21 protein-coding genes and 2 pseudogenes are annotated in these 25,432 nt (G+C 54.6%); 10 read left to right on the top strand and 13 right to left on the bottom strand.

The features are described 5' to 3' along the window. Positions 1 to 55 precede the first annotated feature (55 nt). Positions 56 to 349 carry a YciI family protein gene (locus PSTEL_RS25420; protein WP_038699695.1) on the top strand — a complete coding sequence of 98 codons (294 nt, stop codon included), beginning with the start codon at positions 56 to 58 and terminating at the stop codon, positions 347 to 349. A 109-nt stretch (positions 350 to 458) separates the two neighbouring features. On the opposite strand, the gene PSTEL_RS25415 is transcribed toward PSTEL_RS25420, so the two are convergent. Next, entirely contained in the window at positions 459 to 1,862 is a 1,404-nt protein-coding gene (locus tag PSTEL_RS25415; RefSeq protein ID WP_052099045.1) for an MFS transporter, read from the bottom strand. 148 nt (positions 1,863 to 2,010) lie between these two features. Here PSTEL_RS25415 and PSTEL_RS25410 point away from each other — a divergent pair, with 148 nt between their 5' ends. Together PSTEL_RS25410 and PSTEL_RS25405 are read left to right on the top strand one after the other, a co-directional pair. After that, entirely contained in the window at positions 2,011 to 2,373 is a 363-nt protein-coding gene (locus PSTEL_RS25410; RefSeq protein WP_038699693.1) for an ArsR/SmtB family transcription factor, read from the top strand. Between the two features lie 156 nt (positions 2,374 to 2,529). Beyond that, on the top strand, positions 2,530 to 2,814 hold the full coding sequence (locus PSTEL_RS25405; RefSeq protein ID WP_038699691.1) for a small, acid-soluble spore protein, alpha/beta type: 285 nt from the start codon (positions 2,530 to 2,532) through the stop codon (positions 2,812 to 2,814). A 168-nt stretch (positions 2,815 to 2,982) separates the two neighbouring features. On the opposite strand, the gene PSTEL_RS25400 is transcribed toward PSTEL_RS25405, so the two are convergent. From PSTEL_RS25400 to PSTEL_RS27800, 6 genes and pseudogenes are all read right to left on the bottom strand, one after another. Continuing rightward, positions 2,983 to 4,575: an ABC transporter substrate-binding protein gene (locus tag PSTEL_RS25400; protein ID WP_038699689.1), complete on the bottom strand. Its 1,593-nt coding sequence runs from the start codon at positions 4,573 to 4,575 to the stop codon at positions 2,983 to 2,985. Positions 4,576 to 4,689: 114 nt separating this feature from the next. After that, positions 4,690 to 5,640, bottom strand: coding sequence for a carbohydrate ABC transporter permease (locus PSTEL_RS25395; protein ID WP_038699687.1), 951 nt, complete (start codon positions 5,638 to 5,640; stop codon positions 4,690 to 4,692). A gap of 40 nt (positions 5,641 to 5,680) precedes the next feature. After that, positions 5,681 to 6,649: an ABC transporter permease gene (locus PSTEL_RS25390; RefSeq protein ID WP_038699685.1), complete on the bottom strand. Its 969-nt coding sequence runs from the start codon at positions 6,647 to 6,649 to the stop codon at positions 5,681 to 5,683. A 311-nt stretch (positions 6,650 to 6,960) separates the two neighbouring features. After that, the gene (locus tag PSTEL_RS25385; RefSeq protein WP_052099043.1) at positions 6,961 to 8,574 is read right to left on the bottom strand and encodes a helix-turn-helix domain-containing protein; all 1,614 of its coding nucleotides are present in this window, start codon (positions 8,572 to 8,574) and stop codon (positions 6,961 to 6,963) included. Further along, entirely contained in the window at positions 8,564 to 10,390 is a 1,827-nt protein-coding gene (locus tag PSTEL_RS25380) for a sensor histidine kinase (RefSeq protein ID WP_038699683.1), read from the bottom strand. Before PSTEL_RS25380 ends, PSTEL_RS25385 begins: the two co-directional genes overlap by 11 nt. Positions 10,391 to 10,567: 177 nt before the next feature. Beyond that, a pseudogene (locus PSTEL_RS27800) lies at positions 10,568 to 10,663 on the bottom strand (HPr(Ser) kinase/phosphatase); the annotation flags it as partial. 1 nt (position 10,664) lies between these two features. On the opposite strand from PSTEL_RS27800, the pseudogene PSTEL_RS25375 reads away from it, so the two are divergent. From PSTEL_RS25375 to PSTEL_RS25365, 3 genes and pseudogenes are all read left to right on the top strand, one after another. Continuing rightward, a pseudogene (locus PSTEL_RS25375) lies at positions 10,665 to 11,012 on the top strand (phosphoketolase family protein); the annotation flags it as partial. A gap of 341 nt (positions 11,013 to 11,353) precedes the next feature. Then, positions 11,354 to 12,481 (top strand): GDSL-type esterase/lipase family protein, encoded by a 1,128-nt coding sequence (locus PSTEL_RS25370; RefSeq protein WP_038699679.1) that lies wholly within the window; start codon positions 11,354 to 11,356, stop codon positions 12,479 to 12,481. Positions 12,482 to 12,665: 184 nt separating this feature from the next. Then, the gene (locus PSTEL_RS25365) at positions 12,666 to 13,460 is read left to right on the top strand and encodes a GNAT family N-acetyltransferase (protein ID WP_038699677.1); all 795 of its coding nucleotides are present in this window, start codon (positions 12,666 to 12,668) and stop codon (positions 13,458 to 13,460) included. A gap of 41 nt (positions 13,461 to 13,501) precedes the next feature. Here PSTEL_RS25365 and infC read toward each other — a convergent pair whose 3' ends face one another. The 5 genes from infC to PSTEL_RS25340 all read right to left on the bottom strand — a co-directional run bounded on the left by infC (position 13,502) and on the right by PSTEL_RS25340 (position 19,171). Then, on the bottom strand, positions 13,502 to 14,017 hold the full coding sequence (gene infC / locus PSTEL_RS25360; protein WP_038701701.1) for a translation initiation factor IF-3: 516 nt from the start codon (positions 14,015 to 14,017) through the stop codon (positions 13,502 to 13,504). Between the two features lie 178 nt (positions 14,018 to 14,195). Then, positions 14,196 to 15,014 carry an AAC(3) family N-acetyltransferase gene (locus PSTEL_RS25355; RefSeq protein ID WP_245625032.1) on the bottom strand — a complete coding sequence of 273 codons (819 nt, stop codon included), beginning with the start codon at positions 15,012 to 15,014 and terminating at the stop codon, positions 14,196 to 14,198. Between the two features lie 93 nt (positions 15,015 to 15,107). Further along, entirely contained in the window at positions 15,108 to 16,886 is a 1,779-nt protein-coding gene (locus tag PSTEL_RS25350; protein ID WP_052099038.1) for a putative bifunctional diguanylate cyclase/phosphodiesterase, read from the bottom strand. 318 nt (positions 16,887 to 17,204) lie between these two features. Next, complete coding sequence (locus PSTEL_RS25345) at positions 17,205 to 18,494, bottom strand: sensor histidine kinase (protein ID WP_038699675.1); 1,290 nt, start codon at positions 18,492 to 18,494, stop codon at positions 17,205 to 17,207. Then, the gene (locus PSTEL_RS25340) at positions 18,494 to 19,171 is read right to left on the bottom strand and encodes a response regulator transcription factor (RefSeq protein ID WP_038699673.1); all 678 of its coding nucleotides are present in this window, start codon (positions 19,169 to 19,171) and stop codon (positions 18,494 to 18,496) included. Before PSTEL_RS25340 ends, PSTEL_RS25345 begins: the two co-directional genes overlap by 1 nt. Positions 19,172 to 19,445: 274 nt before the next feature. Here PSTEL_RS25340 and PSTEL_RS25335 point away from each other — a divergent pair, with 274 nt between their 5' ends. The 3 genes from PSTEL_RS25335 to PSTEL_RS25325 are packed head-to-tail and all read left to right on the top strand — an operon-like array spanning position 19,446 to position 23,040. Beyond that, on the top strand, positions 19,446 to 20,189 hold the full coding sequence (locus tag PSTEL_RS25335) for a polyphosphate polymerase domain-containing protein (protein WP_038699671.1): 744 nt from the start codon (positions 19,446 to 19,448) through the stop codon (positions 20,187 to 20,189). Next, positions 20,182 to 20,865: a DUF4956 domain-containing protein gene (locus PSTEL_RS25330; protein WP_038699669.1), complete on the top strand. Its 684-nt coding sequence runs from the start codon at positions 20,182 to 20,184 to the stop codon at positions 20,863 to 20,865. Before PSTEL_RS25335 ends, PSTEL_RS25330 begins: the two co-directional genes overlap by 8 nt. A gap of 36 nt (positions 20,866 to 20,901) precedes the next feature. Next, a complete protein-coding gene (locus PSTEL_RS25325; protein ID WP_245625031.1) occupies positions 20,902 to 23,040 on the top strand; it encodes a carbohydrate-binding domain-containing protein in 2,139 nt (712 codons plus the stop codon). A 115-nt stretch (positions 23,041 to 23,155) separates the two neighbouring features. Here the strand turns inward: PSTEL_RS25325 and tlp are convergent, their stop codons facing one another. Next, positions 23,156 to 23,380, bottom strand: coding sequence for a small acid-soluble spore protein Tlp (gene tlp, locus PSTEL_RS25320; protein WP_038699667.1), 225 nt, complete (start codon positions 23,378 to 23,380; stop codon positions 23,156 to 23,158). A 645-nt stretch (positions 23,381 to 24,025) separates the two neighbouring features. On the opposite strand from tlp, the gene ltrA reads away from it, so the two are divergent. Further along, a complete protein-coding gene (gene ltrA, locus PSTEL_RS25315) occupies positions 24,026 to 25,426 on the top strand; it encodes a group II intron reverse transcriptase/maturase (protein ID WP_038694523.1) in 1,401 nt (466 codons plus the stop codon). The last annotated feature ends 6 nt before the right edge of the window (positions 25,427 to 25,432 follow it).

Below are 25,432 nucleotides of genomic sequence, written 5' to 3'. Positions count from 1 at the left end.
CTTGAGGGGTGAGGAGACCTCAGTTTGGATGATATGAGCAAAAGGAGGAAGCCGAATGTTCATCGTACTGTTAACCTACACCGCACCGATTGAGCGGATTGACGAGCTGCTTGAGGAGCATCGGGCATTTCTGAGAACACAATATGACGGCGGCCGGTTCCTCGTGTCCGGTCCGCGCAACCCGCGTACAGGCGGTGTTATTGTCGCCAAGGGGGAGAGCCGGGAGGAGCTGCTGAAGGTACTGGAGAACGATCCGTTCTACCGGGAAGGCGCCGCGTCTTACGAGCTGGTATCGTTTAATCCGGTGCTGCATCAGCAGGTGCTAAGCGGATTTCTCGGCAAAGAGTGAGCAATAGCGGAATGCATGAAGGCAAGCGGAAAGAGGCTGCCCCAGAGATCGTGAAGATCTGCGGGGAGCCTCTTTCTTGCGTTAGCCTTTCGCGGAATACGTGAAGTCCTCAAGCATCCGCCATATCGATGAGGCTCTCCGCCCGGCTGCTCCGGCGGTACGCGAAGGCCGACACAATCGCGATAAGCGCGGCGACCGAGAGGCCCCAGTAGATGTTGGCGTACGCGTCTGGCAGAGGCAGGCCATGCTGCCATTCGAGTGCGCTTGCCGACATCGCGATGCTGAAAGCGCCGCTGACGAATTGCAGCAGCTGGAATAGTCCCATGCCGGAACCGATCTGGCCGGACGGCAGGATGCGGGAGATTTCGTTCGATACGCCGCTCTGCAGGCTGGTGAAGGACAAGCTCATGAGCATGTAGACCAGCATGATGGCGATCCACGAATGGCCCGCGAACAGGGCGAACAGCACGGTCGCGCCCAGGACAAGCAGCGGCGCATACAGGAGAATGCCGGCGTTGCCGTAGCGGTCGATCACCCGTCCCACCTTGCGAGAGACGATAATGGCAAGCAGGGAGCCGGGGAAGATGACCAGGCCGGCGTGGCTCGCGGTGAAGCCGAAGAGATGGATCAGAATCTGCGGGAGCAGGAATAAGGTCGCGAAGCTGCACAGATAGGAGGCAATCCCCACCAGCGCCAGCACCATATAGGAACGGTTGCGGAACAGGGCCGGCAGGATGAACGGCTCCGGTACCCGGCGGATGCGGAACACGAAAATGGCCAGTGAGGCTAATCCGGCGGCCAGCCCGATCCAGAGGCCGCTCGTCAGGAACAGCAGAAGGCCCGTGGTGCCGATGCCGAGCAGCAGTCCGCCGAGCCCGTCGAAGGAGCCTTGGCTTGGCGCTTCCTTAGGCAGCAGTGTATGGAAGAAGGGAACCAGCAGCAGCACGGCCGCCGTCACCGCGAACAGCCAGTGCCAGCCGAGATATTCGACGATGGCGCCGCCGGCCACCGGACCGAGGCCCAGACCGAGCGAGACTGCCGACATAATGGTGGCCATGGCTTTGCCGCGGCGGTCCAAAGGCACATAGCGGGTGAACAGCACCATCGACAGCGAGATGACGGCGCCCGAGCCGGATGCCTGTGCGATGCGCACAATGAGCAGGAGCAAGAAGCTGCTGCTGAAGAAGCCGCCTACCGAAGCCGCTCCGAGTGTCAGCAGGCCGATGGTGAGCAGACGGCGGATCGGCATGAAGTCGGACAGCCGGCTGAAGGTAATGGATGAGATCGAGAACATGATCGAATATCCGGTTACGATCCAGGAGGTGGCGGAGGCCGAGATACCGAAAGCAGCCGTAACATCGGGCAGCGCCACATTGAACATCGCCGTATTCATAATAACGAGCACGACGGCTATGCTGAACAGTGCGGTGAGCAGCCCTTCCCGTGGAAGAGTGGTTACCACAGGGGAGTCCAGGCTTTCCGCTGGTTCGGAAACGGTTGAATGTTGATTCATTTGGAACAGCCACTCCTTCTCTATATTTCATTGTTCTATAGTTCGATTAATTACGAACAATTGAAATATAGCATGCAGTCATGTAAAATGCAATTAGGAACTTTCATGCCAGCCTGCACCATTTGCAAGGCAAAGGAGATCATGATCCATGAAACTGCTCTATCACCCGGACCGCAAAGACATTCAGCTCGCTTCCGTTCTATACGCGCTAAGCGATCCGATTCGTCTGCAGGTGGTTTCGGAAATCTACAATAACGGCGAACGGGCGTGCAACAGCTTCAATGTGCCGATCGCCAAGTCCACCCTGTCGCATCACTCCCGGACACTTCGGGAAGCCGGAGTCGTCTTCACCCGCGTCCAGGGCACTCAGCGTATTCTGTCCCTGCGAACCGAAGACTTGAACGCACGCTTTCCGGGCTTGCTTGCTTCGATATTGAAAGCATATGAACAGACGGAGAAGCCGGAGTTCGTGCAGGAGCAGAGCGACGAGAATTCTAGTGCGGCGGAATAAGCCCGGTTTGCTGCAATAAGCGATCGGAGAAGAGCGGTTGATGCGGGAAATAGCGTCTGCCGTTCTTTAATGTCTGCCGAAATCGGGCGTAATTGGGATAAAAACGGATGACTCCGCGCATGTTATTGGACAAAGACATCGAGGGAGTGCATCATAATGGCAAGGCGCAAGAGAAGATATACTGTTCCGGGCGTTGAGCAGGACATGCAGAGCTTTAAAGCCGCTGTCATGAAGCGGGAAGGCTATGCCGTTGATCCGAATCGCCCGGACGACGTCAAATACGAAGTAGCCAGGGAGCTTGGCGTGCCGCTGCAGCCAGGCTATAATGGCGGTCTGAATACGGAGGAAGCCGGACATATCGGCGGCGCAATCGGCGGTTCCATGGTTCGCGAAATGATCCGTCTTGCCCAGGAGCAGCTCGCGAAAGGCAAGCAATCTTAAGGCAGCCAGGGGACGGACGGCAGCGGCAAATAAGCGCACTCATATGCGCGATCACCGGCATCATCGAAAATCGAAACAGTTAGTTATGACCAGAACGCCAAATGGCGGCACAGGGATGGAACCCCCGTGCCGCCATTTTTGTTGCAAATGATCGAGCTGAAGCGGACGTTACCGGCTTATTTTTTTGCTGGCAATAAAAGCGTCGAGCTGTTTTTGCTTCTCGGCAATAATCTTGTCCAGTCCGTTCTTCTTCTCCTTGTCGTACCATTCCTGCGCCTTCGACGGATCAATCGCTCCCGTATTGAGGGCGGCGGCATACTGCTTCGAGATGTTGATCAGAACGGCAGCCTCGGATTTGACCGGCTCAACGTCAAAGATGAAGCCGAGCGCCGGAGATTTATGAGCTTCTGCGTTGAATTTCTTCATCTCGTTCCACTTATCCGGATCTTCCGATTCATACGTATAGTTGAGGAACTGGCTTCCAAGCTCCCAAGCTACGCCCGGAGAGTAGTCTGAAGCTTTAGGTCCGGCCTTGATGACATTATCGGATACCTTCACGTAATGCTCGCCTTCGATGCCGAAGTTGATCAGGTTGTTGAGGTATTTATCGGAGTGCAGCAGATTGATCAGCATCATGGCGCGGGCCGGATCTTTGGATGTGGACGAAATTGCGAGCATCGAGCCTGCAGTTTCGCTTGTGGATGACGTTATCGGTCCGATATTGAGCATCTTGATCTTGCCTACCATATCGAGAGCATTTGCGGTTTCTTTATCGTATCCGGGGATCATGGACGCGACAACCATAAATACATTGCCCTTCTTCAAGGCATCCGTTACGCCGAGCGAAGTGGTAGGGGCATCTTTATTAATAAGACCTTCTTGGAAAAATTGATGTGTCAAATCAAGGTTTGACATATAACCGGGATCTTCGAAACGGCTAATGACCTTGGTAGAATCGCCGTCCTTGCGGATCAATCCATCGATTGCATTATCTCCCAAATAGTCCAGCTGAGCCATGTAGTGACTGTTGAAATTCTCTTCGCCTGTCAGGAATAACGGAGTGAAAGCAGAGCCCTCCTTCTCCTTAACAGTCTTAAGGATCGGTTCGAGGTCGGCGATCGTCTTCACATTGTTCAACTGCTCGGTAAGTCCCAGCTTGTCCGCAATATCGCTGCGGTAGAAGACCCCGCCTTGTGCTGCCAATTCCTTGTTGGTTGGAATACCGTAAGTGTGGCCGTTAATCTGAGAGCCTTCGAGGAAGGTCGGGTCGAGCGAACTAATGATGTCTTGGCCGTATTGCTCTAACAGATTGCCGGCAGGGCCATTCGGGTCGTCAACGGCCAGAAAAGCACCCTTCGAGACGTTATTGGCATAGCCGTTCCATTGTGCCGTGAACACGACATCCATCGGTTCGCGGCTGGCGATGAGCAGCGGCATCTTCTCGTCATATTGGCCAAAATCGAGCGAAGTAATTTTTACAGTGGCGTTGATCTTGGGCTGCAAGTATTCGTTGATCTTGGCTTCAATCGCTGCGGTATCCTTTTGCGCCGAGCCTTCCCAGAGCAGTTTGATCTCATACGGCTTCAGGCCCGATGCGCCGGAGCTAGTGCCAGTCTGAGACGAAGCTGTTCCGGATGGGGAAGCGTCACTACTCTGGTTGTTTCCCCCGCCTCCGCATGCTGCCAGCACCATCGACATAAGCAGGACAGCCGTTAAAGGCTTTACCGCTCGCTTGAAGCGTTTGTTTCGTTTGCTCAACATTGTGTTTGCCTCCCTAGTTTCACAATTTGTAGCTATGATCAACCGGATGTTAACCGGATGGAGCTCGCCTGCAAGCGAATCTTTTTTAAACGTCCAGTATTTAAGCGCCCTGCATTATCCCTTTACCGCTCCGACGGTCAGACCTTCGATGAAGTAACGCTGGAAGAACGGGTAAGCGAAGATGATCGGGCCGATGCCGACAACAGCCATTGCCATACGCACAGTCTCGCTGGGAAGCTGGTAGTCGGGGTTCGTTCTCAGGATCGCCGAGTAAGCGGCCGAGTTGGAGCTTAAAAATTGCAGGTCCTGCAAGGCCTTGTACATACGGTATTGAATATTGATATGGATGTTGTCATTAATGAACAGCATGCTCAAATACCAGTCATTCCAATAATTCAGCGTGCACAGCAGACCGACGCTGGCAAGTACAGGGAGGGACAGGGGAAGGACGATCTGAGCGAAAATACGCCATTCGCCCGCTCCGTCAATTTTGGACGACTCGATCAACTCGTACGGAACTGAGTTCATGAAGAAAGTTCGCATGACGAGTACGAAGAAGCCTTGAACCAGATAGGGAGCGATCAGCACGAGCAATGTATTTTGCAGATGCAGGTATTGGGTGTACATCATATAGAACGGTACAAGACCGGCGTTAAACAGGATGGTGAACACCATGATGAACGAGAATGTGCCCCGCTGCTTGAAATCCCTTCTGGATATTGGATAAGCGAATAGCGCCATGATTAGAAGAGAAGCAGCTGTGCCGATAATCGTAACGAAAATCGAAATGCCGTAGGAGCGCACAATGTTAACCCAATCATTAAGCAGAAAATCATAAGCCGACAAGCTCAGTTTATGAGGGAAGAAGCTGTAGCCGTTAGCCAGAACCGTCTTTTCATCGCTGAAGGAGACAATCAGCACGAGCAGAATCGGAATGACGCAGATTGCCGAATAGATCCAGAAGAAGATGTTGATTGCCAGATTGGCTGGCTTGGACACATCCATAACCGACGATTCCTTGTTCTTGGGCTTCCTGCCCAGTGTTGCCGATGCGGGACTTGCCATGTCGCGAAACCTCCTGTATTGGTGATGGATGCTTCCGGGTTTAAAATAGAGCGTCTTCCTTGCTGATCTTCCGGATGATCAAGTTGCTGACAAAGACGACTACAAATCCGACAACCGCCTGATACAGTCCTGCTGCGGAAGACATTCCGAAGTCGCCAGTGACGATTAAGCCTTGGTAGACATAGGTGTCGATAACGAGTGTGGTATCGTATAGCGCTCCCGCGTTGCGGGTGACTTGATAGAAGAGACCGAAGTCGGAGTAGAAGATGCGGCCGACTTGAAGCAGGGTAAGTACGATAACGATAGGCCGGAGCAAAGGAAGGGTAATGGTCCGGATCTGGTTCCATTTGGACGCTCCATCAATCGTAGCCGCTTCGTAGTATTCTTTGTCGATGCCGATGATAGCCGCCAAATAGAATACCGCATAATAACCGATGCCCTTCCAGGTGTTGACGATCGGGAGTATGAATGGCCAGTATTTGGGATCCGAGTACCAATCAATAGCATTGTCGATGCCAAACCAGGGCAGAATTATTTTGTTAAGCAGGCCGATTTCGGGGTTGAGAAAGCCATATACGAGATAGGTGACGATAACCCAGGAGAGGAAATAAGGCAGGAACATCATCGTCTGGTGAAACTTGGCGAGTCTCGGGTTGCGCATGGAGTTGAACAGAAGCGCAAGAGCGACGCCGAAGATCAGGTTCAGGACAATGAATACCACGTTATAGATAATTGTGTTCTTCGTAATATTCCAGGCATCGCTTGTGCTGAAAAGGAACTCGAAGTTCTTCCAGCCGACCCAGGGGCTGTTGAATACGCCCGATTGGTAATTGACGTTCTTGAAGGCGAGGACCGATCCGATCATCGGAAGATAGTTATTGATCAGCAGAAAAATCAGCGCCGGCGTCATCATCAGGTAAAAAGCTCCGTACTTCCGCCAGTATCCGACATTCTGCTTTTGTCCGGCAGCGGGGAGAGCCAGTCGCGCAGTCTTGACAGGTTGCTCCATTTGCGATCACTTTCCTTTCATCTCGTTATGTCTCTCCACATCCATCATTATAGAGGGGTTCCCCTACCCCCTCTATCTACTGGGGTGACATGGATAGCAGATATGTGACATTTTTTGAAATATAACTTACATAAAGAGTTATGTACGTGATATGTATCGTTGCGAGACGGCAAAAAAGCCGTGGAGGCGGTAATCCATCCCGTCGGGTGGAATCCGCTCTACGGCTGAATGCGCGCCCTGAATGCGCGCCCTGAATATATGCTCGGAACGAGTCAGGAGGCGTGCTCGGAATGCGCGCTGGCTGGGGCTGGCTACGGCGCCCGGTATTTCTTGCGGTAGTCCTGCGGCGTGAGGCCGGTCAGCTTACGGAACAGCTTCGCGAAGTAGGAGAAGTGGAGATAGCCGAGCCCCTCCGCGATGCTGCTGATCTTGTCATCCGTCTCGGCAAGCAGCTTCTTCGCCTGCTCTATCCGCTGCTGTGTAATATATTCTGACAAGGAGAGCCCTGTCTCTTTGCGGAATAATCTCGATAAATAAGCCGGATTTCGGGACACCACGGCGGCGATATCATCGCGCGTCAAATCCCGCTGCAGATTGTCCTGGATATAGGCGTAGGCTTTGGCAATGATCGGTGATGAGTCCCGCTGTCTGCCTTCGGACTCCTCCGCGATTTTGCTGGCGAGGCGGGCGGCCCATGCCAGCAGATGCTGCGGTGACCGGGAGGCCTGCGGATCGTTCAGCTCTTGTACGGTCAGCACCTCGTATACGGACACGCCCTTTCGATGGGCGGTCTGGTAGAAGAGGTGCAGCAGGCCGTAGTAGAGCTGCTCCAGCGTCTCCCGGCTCGTCATCTCGTCCTGCAGCCGCCTTGTCGTCTGCTCCAGCTGCCGGATAACTTCGTCCTGCAGTCCCTGATCGAGCAGCTCTCCCCACTCGGCAAGGTTCGGCATCGCTCCGGCACCGCCCGTTGCAGCCGCATCGGAGGCGAGCGCCGCGTCGATAACCGACTGCGGGGAGGAGACATTCGTCCGCTCCGTCTGCAGCAGGCGGTCGATGGCGCCGGACAGCTCTTCCGCCGGCGCCGGGCTGCCGACATAGCAGGAGATCTGGCAGTGAAAGCTTCCTTCGGAGGCTGTCATGAATTGGCGGCAGCGCTTCAGGAGCTCCGCCCGGTCGAGGGCCAGATCCTCCGGACAGTAGAGCAGGATCAGGTTCAGGCCGCCGCTGTCCTGGAGCACAACACCGGGCAGCTCGCCGAAGAGAATATCCGCCGCAGCCTTTCGGATTGCATATTCCATGATGGTTTCATCGCGCGCGCTCATATCCACACTCCAGTGCTCGATGCTGAGCAGCAGCGGCAGCACCCTTCCGCCGGCCTTCAGCGGAATGTCGTACAGCTCGAACTGCCGGTTCAGCCGCTCGGGCTGGAGCGATATTCTTCCGGCAATCAGGTCCTGCCAGAAGCGCTCAACCAGTACGGGCAGCCGGTTCTTCCACTGGAGCAGATGCTGTTCGATCAACGCTTCGACGTTCTCGCGTTTCTTCTGCTCCTGAATTTCTTTCAAGGCGCGGGCGACAATCTCCTTGAGCAGATCATGGTCGATCGGCTTCAGCGCATAGTCGAAGCAGCCGAGCTGCAGCGCTTCGCGGGCGTATTCGAACCTTGCGTGTCCGGTCAGGAATACGACCAGCGTGTGCGGGAATCGCTCATGAATCCAGCGCAGCAGCTGCAGCCCGTTCGTCTCCTGCATCTCAATGTCGGAGATGACAAGATCGACCGGCTGCCGTTCCATAATCTCCATGGCGGATTTGACGCTGCCGGCTTCCAGAATAGCGGACAGGGGCTGGTCGCTCCAGTCGATGCCTTGCGTAATTCCTTTGAGTGCATATATTTCATCATCCACGACCAGCATGTTATACAACATCAATCTCCTCCATTTCGTCTCTGGACGGGGGCTTCGCAGGTGATTCGTTGTCGCGGAAGGCGGACGGCCGCTGAACCGGCAGCCTCACCTCGACGACGGCCCCGCCATGATCGCCGTTCCGGAAAGTAATGCCCCCCTCATCGCCGTACAGAATCCGGAACCGGCGCAGCACATTCCAGATGCCGAGATGCCGTTCGCCGCTGCCGTTCGTATACGTTCCGCTCTCAAGCTCCTTCAGCATGTGCGGCGGGAAGCCCGGACCGTTGTCGGTGATGGTGATTCGTACGATGCGCGCCGGATCGCCTTCCTCATTCTCGGACTTTATCCAGATCCGGAACGGCATGCCGTCCTGCTGCCGTCGAGTCAAGCCGTGCAAAATGGCGTTCTCGGCGAACGGCTGAAGCAGCAGCGGCGGAATTTCGAGCGCCATATGCTCCGGCGGCACCTCGATTTCGAAGACGAGCATGTCCACATAGCGGAGCTTCTGGATCTCCATGTAATGCCCGATATGGCCGAGCTCCTCCTCCAGCGTAACCGTCGTCCGGTTGCCGTGCATTAGGAAGCGGAAATAGTTGGCCAGATGAAGAGTCATTTTCTGCACCGATTTGAAGTCCTTGAGCGCAGCCATATTGTAAATAATATTGAGCGTATTCGTGTAAAAATGCGGATTGATCTGCATCTGGAGATGCTTGTACTCCGCCTTTTGCACCCGAAGCTGCTCCTCATACACATCGATTTTGAGTTCCTCGATCTGGCGGGCCATCTGATTGAACGTCTTGGTCATGATGGAGAATTCGGAAGCGCTGGACGGAGCGGGCAGCCGGACGTCAAGCCGTCCATGACCGAGCCGGCGCATGCCGACAACAAGCCTTGCGAGCGGGCGGAACAAGTAGCGGCGCAGGTAGAGGATATAGCCGGTGACAACCGCGATGGAGAGCAGCGGTATCCAGTAGTAGAGCATTTTCTGGAGAAAAGGCAGGTTCTTGAGAATATACGGTTCCGTGGTCACAATGACGTAGCGGATGTCCGCATATTGCGAATTCCGGGTAAGCACGAGGTATTTCTTGTTCTTCCACTTGATCGTTCCCTCGCGGTCCTTCATGTGGAGGATTGCCGATTGGAATCCGCCGTCGAGGTTGTCCGGCAGCCCTTTGGAGGAGAGCAGATTGCCCTGGCCGTCCATCACAAATACCGCACCTTGCGGCCCGACGTCAAGCTTAGAAATCGTCTGGTTCAGGGTGTCGATCCGGACGAGCGCGCCGTCGAGCATTCCGAAGTCGATGTCAATCGCTTTAATCAGATGAGCGCCGTATCCGGGCAATCTGACAGCTTCCCATTTGTCGCTGAGAGGCGCACCCTCCTTGAAGAATTGGGCACTGTATGACGTAAGCAAAGTACTCAGCTCGCTTGATTTGGCGTTGTTCTGCGTGGCGAAGAGGGGGTAGCTGCTTTCCTTGGTCAGATAGACGTAAAATGTATCGACCATCTTGTAATAGCTCGTATCCAGCGCGAACCGGTTGCTGAGCCGGACCTTCGCGAGTGTATAATCCGGTTCGGTCACCGGCAGCGTCTTAAGCGACAGAATCTCGGAATCATTGGCCGTTCCCAACTGAATGAGGAAATCAAAGGTGCTCTTCAGCATGGTGTCGTTGGCATTGACCTCCACATCCAGCAGATTGCCGTAATTGGTTGAGACCTGCTCGCGTACGATTCTTGCGGCGTACAGATTGTTATAGATAAGGAAGAGGACCAGCGGAGCAACAATAAGGAAAAACCCGAAGACGATGCGGAATCGCACGGACTGCCAGGATCGCATTCGAATTCCCTCCTTGTTCATTGAGGATTTTCATTATAGGATACCTCAAAATCAGAAAATTCGGCAATATACAAAAAAATTCGACAGCATTATTGCTGTCGAATTGGGGATTCTTTAATTTTGCGTATTTGTACGCTTGCTACTTAATGCCAAAACTGTCCCAAAAGGAGGTTGCAATCAAGATTGCATCCCGCTGTCAATACGCTTCATGAACTCTTCGGCGGCGCTGTAGCCGAGCTGCTTCAGCGCCCAGTTATTGGCCGCCGCCTCAATCGGTTTCTTCGCCAACTATGAAGCATTCCTTCGCGTCGTCGACTCGATGATTACCCAGCACTTCAAGTGGCTGCGTAAGGCTACGGATCAAGGCTGGCGCGCAGACATACCGTCGCTGAATGTTGTTGCGACTTCGACTGTGTTCCAGCAGGACCATAACGGCTATACCCACCAGGACCCGGGTCTGCTCGGTCATCTGGTCGACAAGGGTCTCAAGATCATTGACTGGGCAAGCACCGACAAGGGCGGAGAACCGGACATCGTGTTCGCTTCCGCAGGTACGGAGCCGACGATTGAAAGCGTGGCCGCCATCTCCATTCTGCATGAGAAGCTGCCGGAGCTGAAGATTCTCCCTCCAGAATATCACCTAACAAATTCTTCTGAAATCAAAACAGTTGGCAGACCGGGCAATGTACAAGAATGAACGGCGGCGCTGTTGTGGCCATTGCGAAGAAAAGTGCGAATAAGGATCTGGCGGCTCAATATGTGAAGCGGATCATACAGGTATAACAATCAGAGGTTCCAAAAGGGACATTTTCATTAAAAATGTTGTCAGGAACCGGACAAAGAGGATGTCCTTCTCTAGTAATCTATTTTGTTAGTGTACTTTCATAATTTTAGGATAACAAGTCTTCCGAAACTTTGGTATAATTCAAGACGAAGCCGACACCAACCAAGGAGGATCTGGTCATGAAGGATAACGAAAATCTCAAGATATATAATCTGGCCGATATCGGTCATTTGAAAGTTCACGGACGAACGACGAATAACCGGAGTCCGCTTACCCTGTTCTGGACCGGAAGCGGCATTGAGCTTAATGTTACAGGTTCGGAGCTGTGGATTGAAGTCGAATGTGATTATGATTTGTATGAGCCATGGATTCATATGCTGGTTAATTCCGCTCCCGTGAGCCGTAGAATGCTGACTGCCGGACGTTATTGGGTGTGCGTCTTCAGAGGGTTAAATGAAAACGCTGCTAAAAATGTCCGTGTTCTGCGCGAGATTCAGGCGATGAGCGGAGACCCCGCATGCTCGCTGCAGATTCATGCCGTGAAGACGGACGGCGCCTTCCTCCCGGTTCCGGAGAAACCGTACAAGATCGAGTTCATCGGGGACAGCATCACCTCGGGCGAAGGCATTATCGGAGACAAAGCTGAGACCGAATGGATTTCGATGTGGTTCAGTGCGGTCGATAACTACGCGGCATTGACGGCGGATGCCCTGGACGCGGACTTCCGGATTCTCTCGCAGAGCGGCTGGGGCGTGCTGACGAGCTGGGATAATAACCCGAACGCCAACCTCCCCCGATATTATGAGCAGGTGTGCGGGCTGCTGGCCGGAGAGAAGAATGAGGAGCTGGGCGCATTTGAGCCAAATGATTTTGGAGCCTGGCAGCCGGATGTGGTGGTGGTCAATCTGGGAAGCAACGACGGAGGCGCGTTTGTGTCCCCGGAATGGAAGGACGAAGTCACGGGCAAGGTCTACAAGCAGCGGCTGAATGAGGACGGCAGCTTTAATGAAGAGGATGCGTCGAACTTCGAGAAGGCGGCAGAGCGGTTTCTGCACACTCTCCGCCAGAACAATCAGCATGCCCATATCGTCTGGGCTTACGGCATGCTGGGCATGCCGATGATGCCGGCCATCTACCGTGCAGTTGAGGCCTATACACGGAAGGCCGGCGACCGGAAGGTATCGATCTTCCAGCTGCCGAACACGAATGAGGAGACGGTGGGATCGAGAAGTCATCCCGGAGCGCTGTCCCATCAACAAGCGGCGCGGGAGCTGACAGGATACCTGAAGGGGATTTTGGCAAAGTAGGCAGACGGAGACAGCTGTATTTCCTTGCTAAGACAAAGGTTCGCAGCAGAGTATAATGGTTTAGAACATAATTGGATGGAACTTGCTGCGGGGAAGAGATGGTCCGGCAGGATAAGCTGGGGGCTGAACTCCGGGCAGCGGCGATGCTTCCTGTCCGTACTAAATGAAAGGCGGAGAGTCTGCCATGAGCAGGGTAAGCCCTCTTGATATCACGAAGCAGCTGGAACATATGGAAATTGAACTGACGAAGCTGAACGCGAAGCGCTCGCTCAGCGAAGTGGAAAGACGGCTGGAGATTGCCGAGCTGGGGAACTGCCTGCTGCTGAAAGATACAGCGCATCCGCAGTCGCCGTACTATAACCGGGTGAAGGGCTTTGGCCCCGGCGATATTCCGCTGCTGAGACGGATTCTGAACCATTACGGCGAAGCGGCCCCTTGCTTCGACCTGACGCCGAATCATATGACGGCGGATGTCTCGGAGGCGCTTCTGAAGCAAGGATATATGCCGGTGGAGCAGCTGGTCTTCTTGGCGGCCAGGCCCAAGACGCAGGCGAAGCCGTCCCTGCCTGAAATGCGGATTGAGGCGGTAACCGGGGAGAGCGCGGAGACGTTTATTTCCTGGATTGCGCGGTCTAATGGAGAGGCTCCTTACAGCCGCAACATCGTGGACCGGGTGAAGGGCTATTTTCACGCTTCCCATTTTCACAATTACATGCTCACCATCGATGGGCGGCCTGCGGCCATGGGATCGCTTTTTCTGCACGGCAGTGAAGGATATCTCGCCAATGATTATACTTTTGAGGAGTTTCGGGGAAGAGGCTGCCAGACGGCCTTAATCGGCCATCGGCTGTCAGCCGCTGCGGAGCTTGGACTGGAGAATGTCTATACGGATGTGGAGTTCGGCTCGGTGAGCCATGCCAATATGGAGAAGGCCGGCTTCCGCACGGCCTTCATCAACACATTCTGGATGCACGGGTAGACTGGTCCGGGCGGTGGCCTGAGCCGAAGAGAAGACCGGAATCAGCGCGGATTAAGCCTCACCTGGGAGCCTTTGCCTCCGCTCTGGATGCCGGTGTCTTTCACGCCGGCCGCCTTCAGATCATTCGCAAGCCGTTCCAGGACCGATTTGGCAGCCGCAGCCTCCTTGGCGCCGGCTGCCTTGACATTCAGCAGAACCGGCTTGCCGGACAGCAGCAGCTTCTCTGCCTGCCGAAGCTTGGTCTCATAATCATGGTCTTCGATGAAGGCGGTGAAGCGGAGCTCCTTGACCTTCTCGCGGCTGCCTCCGCCAGAAGCGCGGCCGTCTTCCGCTCTGCGGTCCGCAGCTTCCTTCCGCATCGCCGCTTTTCCGGTGCCCTTGGCCATCAGCGTGCAGGGAGGCGGACTGCTCATCAGCGACGTGCAGACGAGGTCGGCACCTGCGCTAATGGCCATCGCCAGCGCTTCGTCTCTCGCAACAACGCCGAGCTGTTCGCCATGCAGTCCGGTGAGGCTTACCTCGGATGCCTTGATTTGTTCGTTGATCAATACTGCCATATCTAAAGAACCTCCCAAACGGATCGATAAAGCTATCATATACGGATGCGGGTTCGCGTTCAAACACGGGATCACGCAGTACGGCGGACCGCGCGCCGCACGGTCCGCCGTACTTTCTCCAAGAAGCTGCTTCGCCGCTGGGCGGGGCAGCTTCTTCATCGAGAGGGCCCCTGAACTGCTAGGCCCGGTTACGCTCCATCCATGCAGCGGCCCAGTCCACAAGCGGCCGCTGCTCCAGCAGCCGGATCTCGGCTCCGCCGATCCGGCGGACCGGAACGCCTATGGCCGTGTCGTATTCCTGGCCAAGCCGGATGAAATCGGAGTCGTCAACGGCCTGGGTTTCGTAGTCGATCCATTCCCGCCGCCCGTCCTTCATGACGGCGCTGCTCTCCCGGGCAAACGCCTTGCCGGGGAAGTCGGCGATCGTCTCGGCCAGATGCAGAGAGGTGTTCTTCTCATAGCCGACACCGATAAGCAGAATATGTCCGTTAAGCTGGTACAGCTTATCCAGCGGCGAGCCTGAGCCGAAGATGTTGCTCAGATCATGATCCCGCGTCAAATAGTCGGCATGTTTGCCAACGGCCGCCACGGACCGCGCGGGATGATCGGAACGGAAGGCGCCCGGCCACTTCCGGAACATTTCGGCAACAACCCCCATGCCGATGGCAGGGGTGATTTCCTTGTCGTAGGCTGGCCAGTGCTCGCGGATAACCGGCCACCACTCGGCCTTGGCCTCCCAATGTACGCCTGTGGAAGGATCGAGATTCTTCCACGTCTGGGAGGGCATCATCAGCGTTCCTTCGCTGCCGACGATTTCGAGCAGAGCCCGGATCAGAGTCTCCGCTCCGCCCACTACATAACCAAGCTTGCTTAAGGACGTATGGACGAAGATATGCTGGCCTTCGGAGACACCGCTGTCTCTGAAGGCCTTAACCAGATCCTCTTTCGTAAATATCTCCCGTATTTCCGCTTGTTCAAACGTTTCCATTGATTCCATCGCTAAAAACCCCCCATTTCTTCGAATGAAGTGCATAAGTTTCTTGTGAATAAGACAAGCCGCCTCTATATGAGAAGCGGCGGCATCCTGGCTTCAATGAGGAAGACGTTCTTCCTCCCACCGGGCCAGCCAGCCCGCGATGTCCTCCGGCTTCAGCGGCCGGCTGAAGTAATAGCCCTGAATTCGCTCGCAGCCATGCTTCAGCAAGTATTCAAGCTGGTCATGCTGCTCCACGCCTTCTGCGACAACTGCCATGTTAAGGCGTCTGCCGATCATGATGATCTGCTCCACCAGCACGGCCTGGCTCGTCTTGTGCGGGATGTGATCAATGAAGGACTTGTCTATTTTCAGGGTGGAGATCGGCAGATGGGTCAGATAGCTCAAGGAAGAATAGCCGGTTCCGAAGTCATCCAGGGCAATCCTGACACCGTGGCTCTGCAGCGCAGTCAGCTTCGGCCCGATCAGCTCGTAGGACTCGACAAGCACGGTTTCCGTGATCTCAAGCTCCAGGCTTCCCGGCTGCAGGCCGCAGGATTCCAGCGTGCGCAGCACCATGTCGTTGAAATCCTTCTGCATCAGCTGGGGCATAGAGATGTTGACCGACATGGTGAGGTGGCCGCAGCCCTGCTCGTGGAGAGTTTTCAAGAAAGCGCATGCGCTTCGCAGCACCCAGGCGCCAAGCGGAATAATAAGATGCGAGTCTTCGGCTACTCGGATGAATTTCAGGGGAGACACATACCCGAGAACCGGACTCTTCCAGCGCAGCAGCGCCTCGAACCCGGTCACCTGATTGAGCGACATATCCGCCTGCGGCTGATAGACCAGCTCGAATTCATTGCGCTCCATGGCCGCGTACAGCTGTTTCTCGATATTCATCCGTTCGGCGAAAATATCGTTGAGCGGGTGATCGAACACGACGAAGCGGCCGCTTCCCTTCTCTTTGGCCTTGTACATGGCGATGTCGGCCCGCTTCACGAGCTCCATGATATGGCTGCCGTGATCGGGATATAAGCTTATGCCGATGCTGAAGCTGATATGCAGCTGGCTGCCGCCCATATCGATCGCTTCCTTAAACCCGGCAAGAAGGCTCGATACGAACGTTTCGATACAGGATGGATCAGACAGCGGATGGAGCAGGATAATGAAGTCGTCTCCTCCGAACCGATACAGCCTTCCCTTGCCGTCCATAATGGAGAGCAAGCGCTCGCTGGCTTTGATGATCAGCCGGTCGCCGAATTCATGTCCGAGCGTGTCGTTGATGTATTTGAAGTTATCGATATCGAGAAACAGGAGAGCGGCCCGTTGATTGGCATCGGCCAGGAAGCTGCCTTCCGCATGTTCATACAAGGCAAGCTTATTGGGGAGATCGGTCAAGGCGTCATGGTACGCCAAATATTCCATCTTGCGCTCGCTCTCCGCCAGCATTTGCTGGTTATCGGTGAGCTGGTCATACTGCTGCCGGAGCTCTTCTTCCGTCGCGATGATTTCCTCGTAGGCGGCCTCCAGTTCTTCATGGCTGTGGGCCATTTCCCGGTAGGTTGCCTCCAGATTCTCCTCCATTCTCTTGATCTGCTTCAGCTGGCGAAGAATGAGAATAAACACCAGAAGGGCGGTGGCGAAAACGAAGAACCACCCCTTGATCATGTTGATTGCCTCGATCCAGCCAGGCGAGGTAACCAAAGCCGAGACTGCACGGTCTGTCAGCAGAATCCACAAGCAGCCCACGATGAAGTAAATACCGGCAATCCGGGCCGAGCCTAGCAGAGGGTTAAAGGAGCGCTTCCCGGTAGCGGAAGAGGAGTGGTGATGATCCGAGGCTGTGTCCGTTTCATGTGATCCCTGCTTGACCTTCCCGCCAATGAACTGCCGCATAATGAGTTCCTCCAAATCATAAACATTTGCCTGCTGTTAAAATTTTCTCCGATGCCCCTTTGAAATCCTTTTTCCGCAAGCCAAAAACCCCTTAAAAAGGGGTTGCGGCGTCGATTTCTGATTATGGAGCGAGGAGCAAAAGCCAAAAAAGCCTGGAACAGCTCAGGCTCTAGGGCAAAAGTATATCACAGCGGCTTTCGGCAGTCTAGCAAATTTTGTGAGATGTGGCATAATTAGTCCGGTACTCGGGTCCTGACAGCCGCGGGCGGCTGTCGGGGATTACCCGAACTCATGAACTCATGGCTCTATGCGTATCCGTCAAGACAGCTGGACATAGAAGGTAGTGGATTCCCCAACGGTGCTCTTGGCGTAAATTTTACCTTTATGCTGCTCGACAATCGATTTGGCGATTGCAAGGCCTAGTCCGTAGCCGCCCTGCTTGCGCGCTCTGGACGCGTCGGTGCGGTAGAACCGGTCGAAGATCCGGGTTAAATGCTCGGGCGCAATGCCCGCCCCCGTATTGGTCACCGACAGCAGAACGCCGTTGTGGGACTTTTTGAGAGCAAGACTTATCGATCCGTGAGGGTTCGTATATTTCATCGCGTTGTCCAGCAGGATCATCAGGACCTGTTGAATCTGCTCGCTGCTGCCGCGAATCATAAGCCCGGGTTCGATATCGTAATCCAGTGACAGCTGCTTCTCGAAAATAACGGCCTCCATCGTAAGGATGGTGTTCTCGGCCGCTTCGCTTATATTGAATTCTCTGACCACCATGCGGGTTCTGGAGTCGTCCATTTCGGTCAAATACAGCAGGTCGCTAGTCAGTCTTGCCATCCGCTCCGCTTCCGACTTGATATAATTCAGCCACTTCGACTGGTTCCGGATCGTGTCTTCGCCGCCTGCCAGCAGCACATCCGCATTGGTGTTGATGATGGCGAGCGGCGTCTTGAGCTCATGGGAGGCGTCGCCGATGAACTGTTTCTGCTTCTCGAAGGCTTCTCTGACAGGCTTGATCGAACGGTTGGCGAAGTAACGGCTTGTAAAATACAGCACGACCAGCATGACCATCCCCACGGCGGCGAAGGTGTAGATGAGTTTCGTCAGGATATCCTGCCTATCGGAGGTATCCAGGAAAACGAAGATGTACCCATCTGCGGTCGGCTGCTTCAGATAGGTCCATTTGCTCCCGTCCAGCGAGAACGTTCCGGTATCCTTCTTCATGGACAGGGCTTCCTGCAGGGCTTGCGGATACAGGCTGGCATCTATATCAAACGGAGCCTTGGTTGTCGTGATTTCGTACGTCTTGTTCGTCTGCACCGTAAAGGCCACCGAGCGTTCGAACGCCTGGCCGCCGCCTCCTCCGGAGCCGCCATCTGCAGGACCGCCCCCTCCGGAAGGGCTTCCTTGATCCGGCTGCCCGGGGCTGCCGCCATCCCGTTGACCGGGCGACTTCTGGGGGGAATCCGCACTCCGGTGCAGTTCCATATCGATGTCGGCCCGGACATTCTGGTACATAATGATATAGATTGAGGCAAAGGCCACCAGCATGATAAGGGAGATGGTTACCAGATTGACAATGAGGAACCGGTTTCGGAGCTTGTCGAACATCAGCTTGTCACCTCTAACACATAGCCAACCCCCCGAATGGTGCTAATCCGCACCTCCGAGTGCAGGAAGGTCATTTTTTTGCGCAAAAAAGAAATGTAGACTTCAACGTTGTTGTACTCCACCTCGGAATCAAAGCCCCACAGCTTCTCGATAATCTGCTCCTTGGAGGTCACGGCCTGCTTCCTTGTCATCAGGAGCTCCAGCAGCTCGCTTTCCTTCAGGTTCAGCTTCATTTCCTTCCCTTTAACGGTAAGCTTCAGATTGCCCGGATGCAGCTCGATATCTCCAAATTTCAACGTGTCCTCGGGCAGCACCTCGCCTTTGCGGCGCAGGGCGGCCCGGATTCTGGCCATCAGCTCTTCCGTGGAGAACGGTTTGGCGATATAGTCGTCCGCCCCGTAATCGAGCCCGGTCACCTTGTCCGAGATTTCGCCCTTGGCGGTCAGGAGAATGACGGGGGTGGGATTGCCTTCGCTGCGCAGCTCCTTCAGCACGCTGATCCCGTCAAGCTCGGGCATCATGATGTCCAGCAGCACCAGATCGTAGATGCCGCTTAGCGCATTATCGAGCCCCGAGCGGCCGTCATGGACGATATCTACCGAATAGTTATGTTTCTTTAATATTTGGGAGAGAGCTTCCGCCAGATGCACTTCATCCTCAACAATTAATATTCTCATAGGTTGTTCATCCTCGCCTAATGTAGTCGTCTATTAAGATGAGGCCATTATATCAGGAATACCTTGAATGAACCTTAACCTTCAGGAAGGAGAACACCTCCGCCCTCAAGACTTTTGTTAAATTAGTGTAAAAAAAGATAAACACCGTGTAAAACCATTTAAGATTCATTAAAGGTTCGAAGCATAAGCTGTTCACATCAGCCGATGCGAGAACATGAATGCAGCATCCAATATCATTCCAAAGACCTCCCAAATAGAAAGGATTTGAACAGACATGGCGATCGAGGTGTTTAACCGGTATGAGAACAAGTACCTGCTGGACGATGAGGCTTACCACCGCCTTTACGAGGATCTGCTCCACTATATGGAGCCTGATGAATACAACAAGAGACATGAGTTCTATTCCATCAGCAACCTGTATTTCGATACGGCTCATGACTCGCTGATCCGAACGAGCCTCGCCAAGCCCAAGTATAAGGAGAAGCTTCGTCTGAGAGCTTACGGGGTGCCGGAGCAGGATGCCCGGGTGTACCTGGAGCTGAAGAAGAAGGTGTTCGGTCTCGTCAACAAAAGAAGAACGGCGCTCTGCCTGGACGAAGCCTATGATTTTGTCCGCACCGGCCGGCTGCCGGAGATCAAGGATTACATGAACCGCCAGGTTGTCAATGAAATCAGCTACTTCCTGGAACGGTACAGCCTGCAGCCGAAGGTCTATCTCGCTTATGAGCGCAAGGCGATGTTCTGCAAGAACAACCGCGATCTTCGGATTACGTTCGACACCAATATCCGGAGCAGACGCTATGATCTGAAGCTGGAGAGCGGAGACCACGGGGCGCCGCTGGTGGAGGACGGAAGATGGCTGATGGAAGTGAAGGCGGAGAAGACGATTCCCGTATGGCTGGCCAAAATGCTCTCCGAGCACCAAATGTACCGTACCAGCTTCTCCAAGTACGGCAATGAATACAAGAAAATGCTGAAGAACGGCAAGATTGAAAGGGAGAGTGTCCTCTATGCTTGATTCGATTTTCTCAACGACTGTAACGACCACCGATTTATCGTTTACCGATTCGATACTGACCATTCTGCTGGCTATCGTGTTGGGCGGCATAATCAGCCTGACGTATATGAAGACCAATGCGGCGGGATTCTCGCAGAATTTCACGTTGACGATGGTGCTGCTTCCTTCCATTGTGGCGATCATCATTCTGCTGATTGGCAGCAATGTCGCCAGAGCCTTCAGCCTGGCGGGTGCCTTCTCCATCATCCGGTTCCGAAGCGCGCCCGGCGACCCGAAAGACATTTCTTATGTGCTGTTCACGATGGCGGCGGGTCTGGCCTGCGGCGTGGGCGCTTTCGGTTATGCCGTACTGTTCACCCTGATTCTGTGCGGACTGATGTTCGTGCTGAACCGCATCAACTTCGGCGCAAGAAAAGGAGTGGACAAGATGCTGAAGGTGACGATTCCGGAAAATCTGGCCTACGAGGACGCTTTTGAGGAAGTCTTCAAGAAGCACGGCGTTGGCTACGAGTTGAAAAAGATGAGAACGACCGAGCTGGGAAGCCTGTATGAGCTGGTCTACATGGTGTCGATGAATGAGAATACGAACCAGAAGGAATTTCTGGATGATATCCGCTGCCGAAACGGAAATCTGGATCTATCGTTGACGATGAATCCTCCGGCTGCGGACAACTGACAACAAGCTAACGGATATAAGAAAGGAATGATTTCAATGATGAAAAATCTTCTAACAACGAGCAAGAAACTGGCTATTGTCTTCCTGTGCGCCGCATTCATGGCGGCCTGCAGCTCCAACTCGGCTACAGAGACCAATACAGGAACTTCTTCGAACGTTACCGTCGCCTCGGCGTCTGCGACTGACGCGGCTTCGGGAAGCGCGACGGCTTCCAGTGCACAACTGGCGAACGTCAGCGTATCGGATCTCGTCACCTTCGACGAAGACGACCAGTCGGCCGACTGGAGAACGGAGAATCCGGTCACGATCAGTCTGACCGGCAGCGGGGCCACAATTGAAGGCTCGGGCGCCGAAGCCGCGGACGGATCGGTGACGATTACAGCGGCCGGAACCTATGTCCTGAGCGGCAAGCTTACTGACGGGCAGATTGTCGTCAATGTTCCGGATGATGGAGATGTTCATCTCGTTCTGAACGGCGCGGATATCAGCAGCAGCGACAACGCCGCTATCTACGTCAAGGATGCCGGCAACGTGAAGCTCACCCTGCAGGAAGGAACGGAGAACTCCGTTTCCGACGGCAAGACCTACGTTCTTGAGGATGCGTCAAGCGACGAGCCTGATGCAACCATCTTCAGCAAGGCCGATCTGATCATCAACGGAACCGGGACGCTGAACGTTACCGGCAATTATGACAAGGGCATCAAGAGCAAGGATGATCTGAAGATTGTGTCCGGTACGCTTAACGTCAAGGCGGTGGACGACGGCATCGTGGGACGCGATATGGTTGCGGTAAGCGACGCCAACATTACGGTGAATGCGGGCGGAGACGGCATCAAGTCGACCAATGATGAGGATGCCGAGAAGGGCTTTGTCGCAATTGCGAAAGGAACGTTCAACATTACGTCCGGCAGCGACGGCATCCAGGCCGAAACGTCCCTTGTGATTGAAGACGGAACCTTCAACCTGGTAACCGGGGGCGGCAATGTGAACGGCGAGGTGAAGACGGAGGAGAACGGCCCGGGCGGAATGATGGGCGGCATGAATGGCGGCGGACAGGGCGCCGCGTTGGCTGCATCGGCTACAACGGCGGCACAGACCACAAGCACTGCATCGTCGGACACATCCGCATCGTCGGAAACCGAATCGACAAGCATGAAAGGGATCAAATCGGCAGGGGATATGGTCATCAAAGGCGGGTCCATTACCGTCGATTCAGCTGACGATTCCGTGCACAGCAACAGCAGCATATACATTGCCGGCGGCACGTTCAGCATCGCATCCGGGGATGACGGCATTCATGCCGATACCTCGCTGACGATTGCCGACGGTACCGTGGACATCACCAAGAGCTATGAAGGCATCGAATCTGCGAATATTATACTCTCCGGCGGCGAAATTCATGTGACGGCCTCCGATGACGGCGTGAACGCCGCAAGCGGCAGCAGCGATTCCGAGACGGGCGGCGGCGGGCAGCCGGGTTCCGGCAGCGCCGGAAATAATCTGCTCTCCATCACCGGCGGGTATGTAGAGGTCAATGCGAGCGGCGACGGACTGGATGCGAACGGCTCGATCGAGATGTCCGGCGGCACGGTCATTGTCAGCGGCCCGACGAATGACGGCAACGGCACGCTGGATTTTGACGGCACATTCAATATTACCGGCGGTACCCTGGTGTCGGCAGGCAGCGCGGGCATGGCGCAGGGACCATCCGAGGAATCCTCCCAGTATTCCATCGGAATGACCTTCACCGAGACGCAGAAAGCCGGAACTCTGGTGCATCTGGAGGACAGCGAGGGCAATGAGATTGTGACCTTTGCTCCGGCCAAGGATTATCGGACGGTGGTTATCAGCTCCCCTGATCTGAAGAAGGACGGCTCCTACACCCTGTACAGCGGCGGAACATCGACCGGCACTGAAAAGGATACCGTATATACGGGCGGAACTTATAGCGGCGGCAGCAAGGTTGTCACGTTCAACCTGGAGAGCATCACCACATGGGTGAATGAATCGGGAGTCACTACGGCTCCAAGCGGAATGGGCGGTGGCGGAATGGGTGGAGGCGGCAAGGGCGGTCCCGGCGGAGGCGGTCCTGGCGGCGACGGGGAAATGCCTCAGGGAAGAGGCCCTCAGGACGCAGGCACAGACGGTGCAGGAGGGCAGACTCAATCTCAATAACCTCACCTCAGACGACAGAAGCGGTACAGTCCTATGCTTGCATGGGCCGTACCGCTTCTTTTATTATTTCTCGGTAAGCGCTCGGCGCCTCAAGGGCGCCGGCAGGCGCTCATCCTTACTTGCCGGAGTGCTTCGCTTCGTCTTTGACTTCCTCGCGGAAGCCTCGAATGCTCTCCTTGCGCCGCTCGTTCTTCTCCTGAATCTGCTCCTGCTCATTGCTGCTGATTTCAGAGCCGAATTCGTTCAAGTAATCCTCGGCTTCATGGAGATTCTCCAGCGTATTCTGAATGCTCTGCTGCAGATGCTCGACATTGTCGGACCGGTTATCCGGCTTAGCCATGGGGTATCCCTCCTGTCAGATGAAGTGCGCATGGGCGCTAATCTGTAGGCTTTGCGGGAAGATGTTCTTTTATGCACATGGCTTTCGGCTCTGCATATTCGGCATTTAAGCGAAGAATAAACGAAGTGCAGTAAGAGCATGAGCAGGCCCAACATATCGGGCTGGGATAATAAAAGCGGGAAATGCCGGATCATCGGCATTTCCCGCTTTTTTGTGGTGCGCCCGGCATGGGCGATAACTCGGCGGTGAAAGTCCGCTACGGGCTTGGCAGTAGGAACTGTTAGCTGAAGGCAAGGGTGTCCGCCGCGAGGCGGAATCTGAAGGAAGCCGGAGGCAAACCCTCGGTCTGACGAACAGAAATCACATATAAGGCATGATGGGACGGACGAGCTTGCCACACAAAGCAAAGTCCAATACTGCCCGAATCCCATGATGTAAATGTGGCAGATAGATGAGGGGAAAGTTATCGCTCTTACCCGGGGAGATCTCACAGACGGGGAGTAGGAGAAAAAAAAATCCGAAACACGGAGTAAAGCTTGTTGTGAGAGGTCAGCAGACGCCATAGTACGCCTGTTGCGTCAGCGGCAAGCGGAAGGGCTGAACAATCGTAAGTCTCGAGTACAGACTGGAAGGAGAACCGGTGCGATGAAAGCAGAATACCGAAAGGGCTGCCCTCAAAGGGATAGTGTGGAACACGAAGAGTATGCGGGAGTGCGGAGTGCCGGAGCTCGGGAAGGTAAAGAAAGAGACGGTGCAAACGATCTGATGGAACGCATCCTGGACAGAGATAATCTGAACCGGGCGTACAAACAGGTCAAAAGTAATCACGGAGCGCCCGGGATCGATGGGATGACCGTAGAGGCGGCGCTTCCGTGGCTGCGGGAAAACAGAGATGAACTGCTGCAAAGCATCCGGGAAGGGAAATACAAACCAAGCCCGGTGCGGCGCAAGGAAATCCCCAAACCAGATGGAAGCGGAGTGAGAAAGCTCGGCATCCCGACCGTCGTAGATCGGGTGATCCAGCAAGCGATCTCCCAGCAACTGCAACCGTTATTCGAGCCACTTTTCTCGGATGGAAGCTATGGCTACCGCCGGGGTCGAAGTGCGCAACAGGCCATTCGGAAAGTCAAAACGTACGCCGAGCAGGGCTATGGACAAGCGGTTGAAATCGATCTGTCGAAATACTTTGACACGTTGAACCATGAGCTTCTTTTGAACTTGCTGCGCAAACAGATCGAGGATAAACGCGTCATCGACCTGATCAAAAAGTACCTGAAAAGCGGAGTCATGGAAAACGGGGTACGACGCGCAACGGAGGAAGGATCGCCGCAAGGCGGGCCGCTGTCTCCGCTTTTGTCAAATGTCTATCTGAACGAATTCGATCAGGAGATGGAGAGCCGAGGCGTGAGGGTCATCCGCTATGCGGACGACATTGTCGTGCTGGCGAAGAGCAAACGAGCAGCCATGCGACTGCTGGAATCCAGCCGGACGTACTTGGAGCAGAAGCTAAAACTTCAAATGAACCCGCAGAAGAGTAAGGTCGTCAGCGTCGTGGCGCAGAAACACTTTAAATTCCTCGGCTATGCGCTGGGAAAGAACGGGAACGGTGTGTACATTCGCACCCATCCGCAATCTCTCGCTAAAGCAAAGAGGAAACTGAAAGAGCTCACGAATCGAAGACAAGGCAGGAGTGCAAGAGAGGTAATGGAGAACGTAAAAGTCTACATTCGCGGCTGGCTGGGTCACTTCTACGTAGCCGACATGAAGCGAATCCTGCAAAACTGGAATGAATGGCTGCGAAGGCGGATGCGCATGTACATCTGGAAGCAATGGAAGAAGCCAAGAACGAAGGTACAAAATCTGCGAAAGCTGGGGATACCGGAGTGGCAGGCTTACCAATGGGGAAATACAAGGCGGGGCTACTGGCGAATAGCCAGAAGCGCAGTATTGAATCGCTCTGTAACAAACGAAAGGCTCGTACAGGCAGGGTATTATGACTTCCCTGCCCAGTACGAGCGCTTGCGTCAATTGCACTCAAACGGTTGAACCGCC

This window comes from Paenibacillus stellifer (assembly GCF_000758685.1).
In the GTDB taxonomy this organism is placed as follows: domain Bacteria; phylum Bacillota; class Bacilli; order Paenibacillales; family Paenibacillaceae; genus Paenibacillus_AQ; species Paenibacillus_AQ stellifer.
This window is presented reverse-complemented; position numbering and strand designations above follow the sequence as displayed.

Coding starts and splice junctions, on each gene's coding strand:
- PSTEL_RS25420 (WP_038699695.1), top strand. CDS start 56: ATGTTCATCGTACTGTTAACCTACACCGCACCGATTGAGCGGATTGAC.
- PSTEL_RS25415 (WP_052099045.1), bottom strand. CDS start 1,862: ATGAATCAACATTCAACCGTTTCCGAACCAGCGGAAAGCCTGGACTCC.
- PSTEL_RS25410 (WP_038699693.1), top strand. CDS start 2,011: ATGAAACTGCTCTATCACCCGGACCGCAAAGACATTCAGCTCGCTTCC.
- PSTEL_RS25405 (WP_038699691.1), top strand. CDS start 2,530: ATGGCAAGGCGCAAGAGAAGATATACTGTTCCGGGCGTTGAGCAGGAC.
- PSTEL_RS25400 (WP_038699689.1), bottom strand. CDS start 4,575: ATGTTGAGCAAACGAAACAAACGCTTCAAGCGAGCGGTAAAGCCTTTA.
- PSTEL_RS25395 (WP_038699687.1), bottom strand. CDS start 5,640: ATGGCAAGTCCCGCATCGGCAACACTGGGCAGGAAGCCCAAGAACAAG.
- PSTEL_RS25390 (WP_038699685.1), bottom strand. CDS start 6,649: ATGGAGCAACCTGTCAAGACTGCGCGACTGGCTCTCCCCGCTGCCGGA.
- PSTEL_RS25385 (WP_052099043.1), bottom strand. CDS start 8,574: ATGTTGTATAACATGCTGGTCGTGGATGATGAAATATATGCACTCAAA.
- PSTEL_RS25380 (WP_038699683.1), bottom strand. CDS start 10,390: ATGCGATCCTGGCAGTCCGTGCGATTCCGCATCGTCTTCGGGTTTTTC.
- PSTEL_RS25370 (WP_038699679.1), top strand. CDS start 11,354: ATGAAGGATAACGAAAATCTCAAGATATATAATCTGGCCGATATCGGT.
- PSTEL_RS25365 (WP_038699677.1), top strand. CDS start 12,666: ATGAGCAGGGTAAGCCCTCTTGATATCACGAAGCAGCTGGAACATATG.
- infC (WP_038701701.1), bottom strand. CDS start 14,017: ATGGCAGTATTGATCAACGAACAAATCAAGGCATCCGAGGTAAGCCTC.
- PSTEL_RS25355 (WP_245625032.1), bottom strand. CDS start 15,014: ATGGAATCAATGGAAACGTTTGAACAAGCGGAAATACGGGAGATATTT.
- PSTEL_RS25350 (WP_052099038.1), bottom strand. CDS start 16,886: ATGCGGCAGTTCATTGGCGGGAAGGTCAAGCAGGGATCACATGAAACG.
- PSTEL_RS25345 (WP_038699675.1), bottom strand. CDS start 18,494: ATGTTCGACAAGCTCCGAAACCGGTTCCTCATTGTCAATCTGGTAACC.
- PSTEL_RS25340 (WP_038699673.1), bottom strand. CDS start 19,171: ATGAGAATATTAATTGTTGAGGATGAAGTGCATCTGGCGGAAGCTCTC.
- PSTEL_RS25335 (WP_038699671.1), top strand. CDS start 19,446: ATGGCGATCGAGGTGTTTAACCGGTATGAGAACAAGTACCTGCTGGAC.
- PSTEL_RS25330 (WP_038699669.1), top strand. CDS start 20,182: ATGCTTGATTCGATTTTCTCAACGACTGTAACGACCACCGATTTATCG.
- PSTEL_RS25325 (WP_245625031.1), top strand. CDS start 20,902: ATGATGAAAAATCTTCTAACAACGAGCAAGAAACTGGCTATTGTCTTC.
- tlp (WP_038699667.1), bottom strand. CDS start 23,380: ATGGCTAAGCCGGATAACCGGTCCGACAATGTCGAGCATCTGCAGCAG.
- ltrA (WP_038694523.1), top strand. CDS start 24,026: ATGAAAGCAGAATACCGAAAGGGCTGCCCTCAAAGGGATAGTGTGGAA.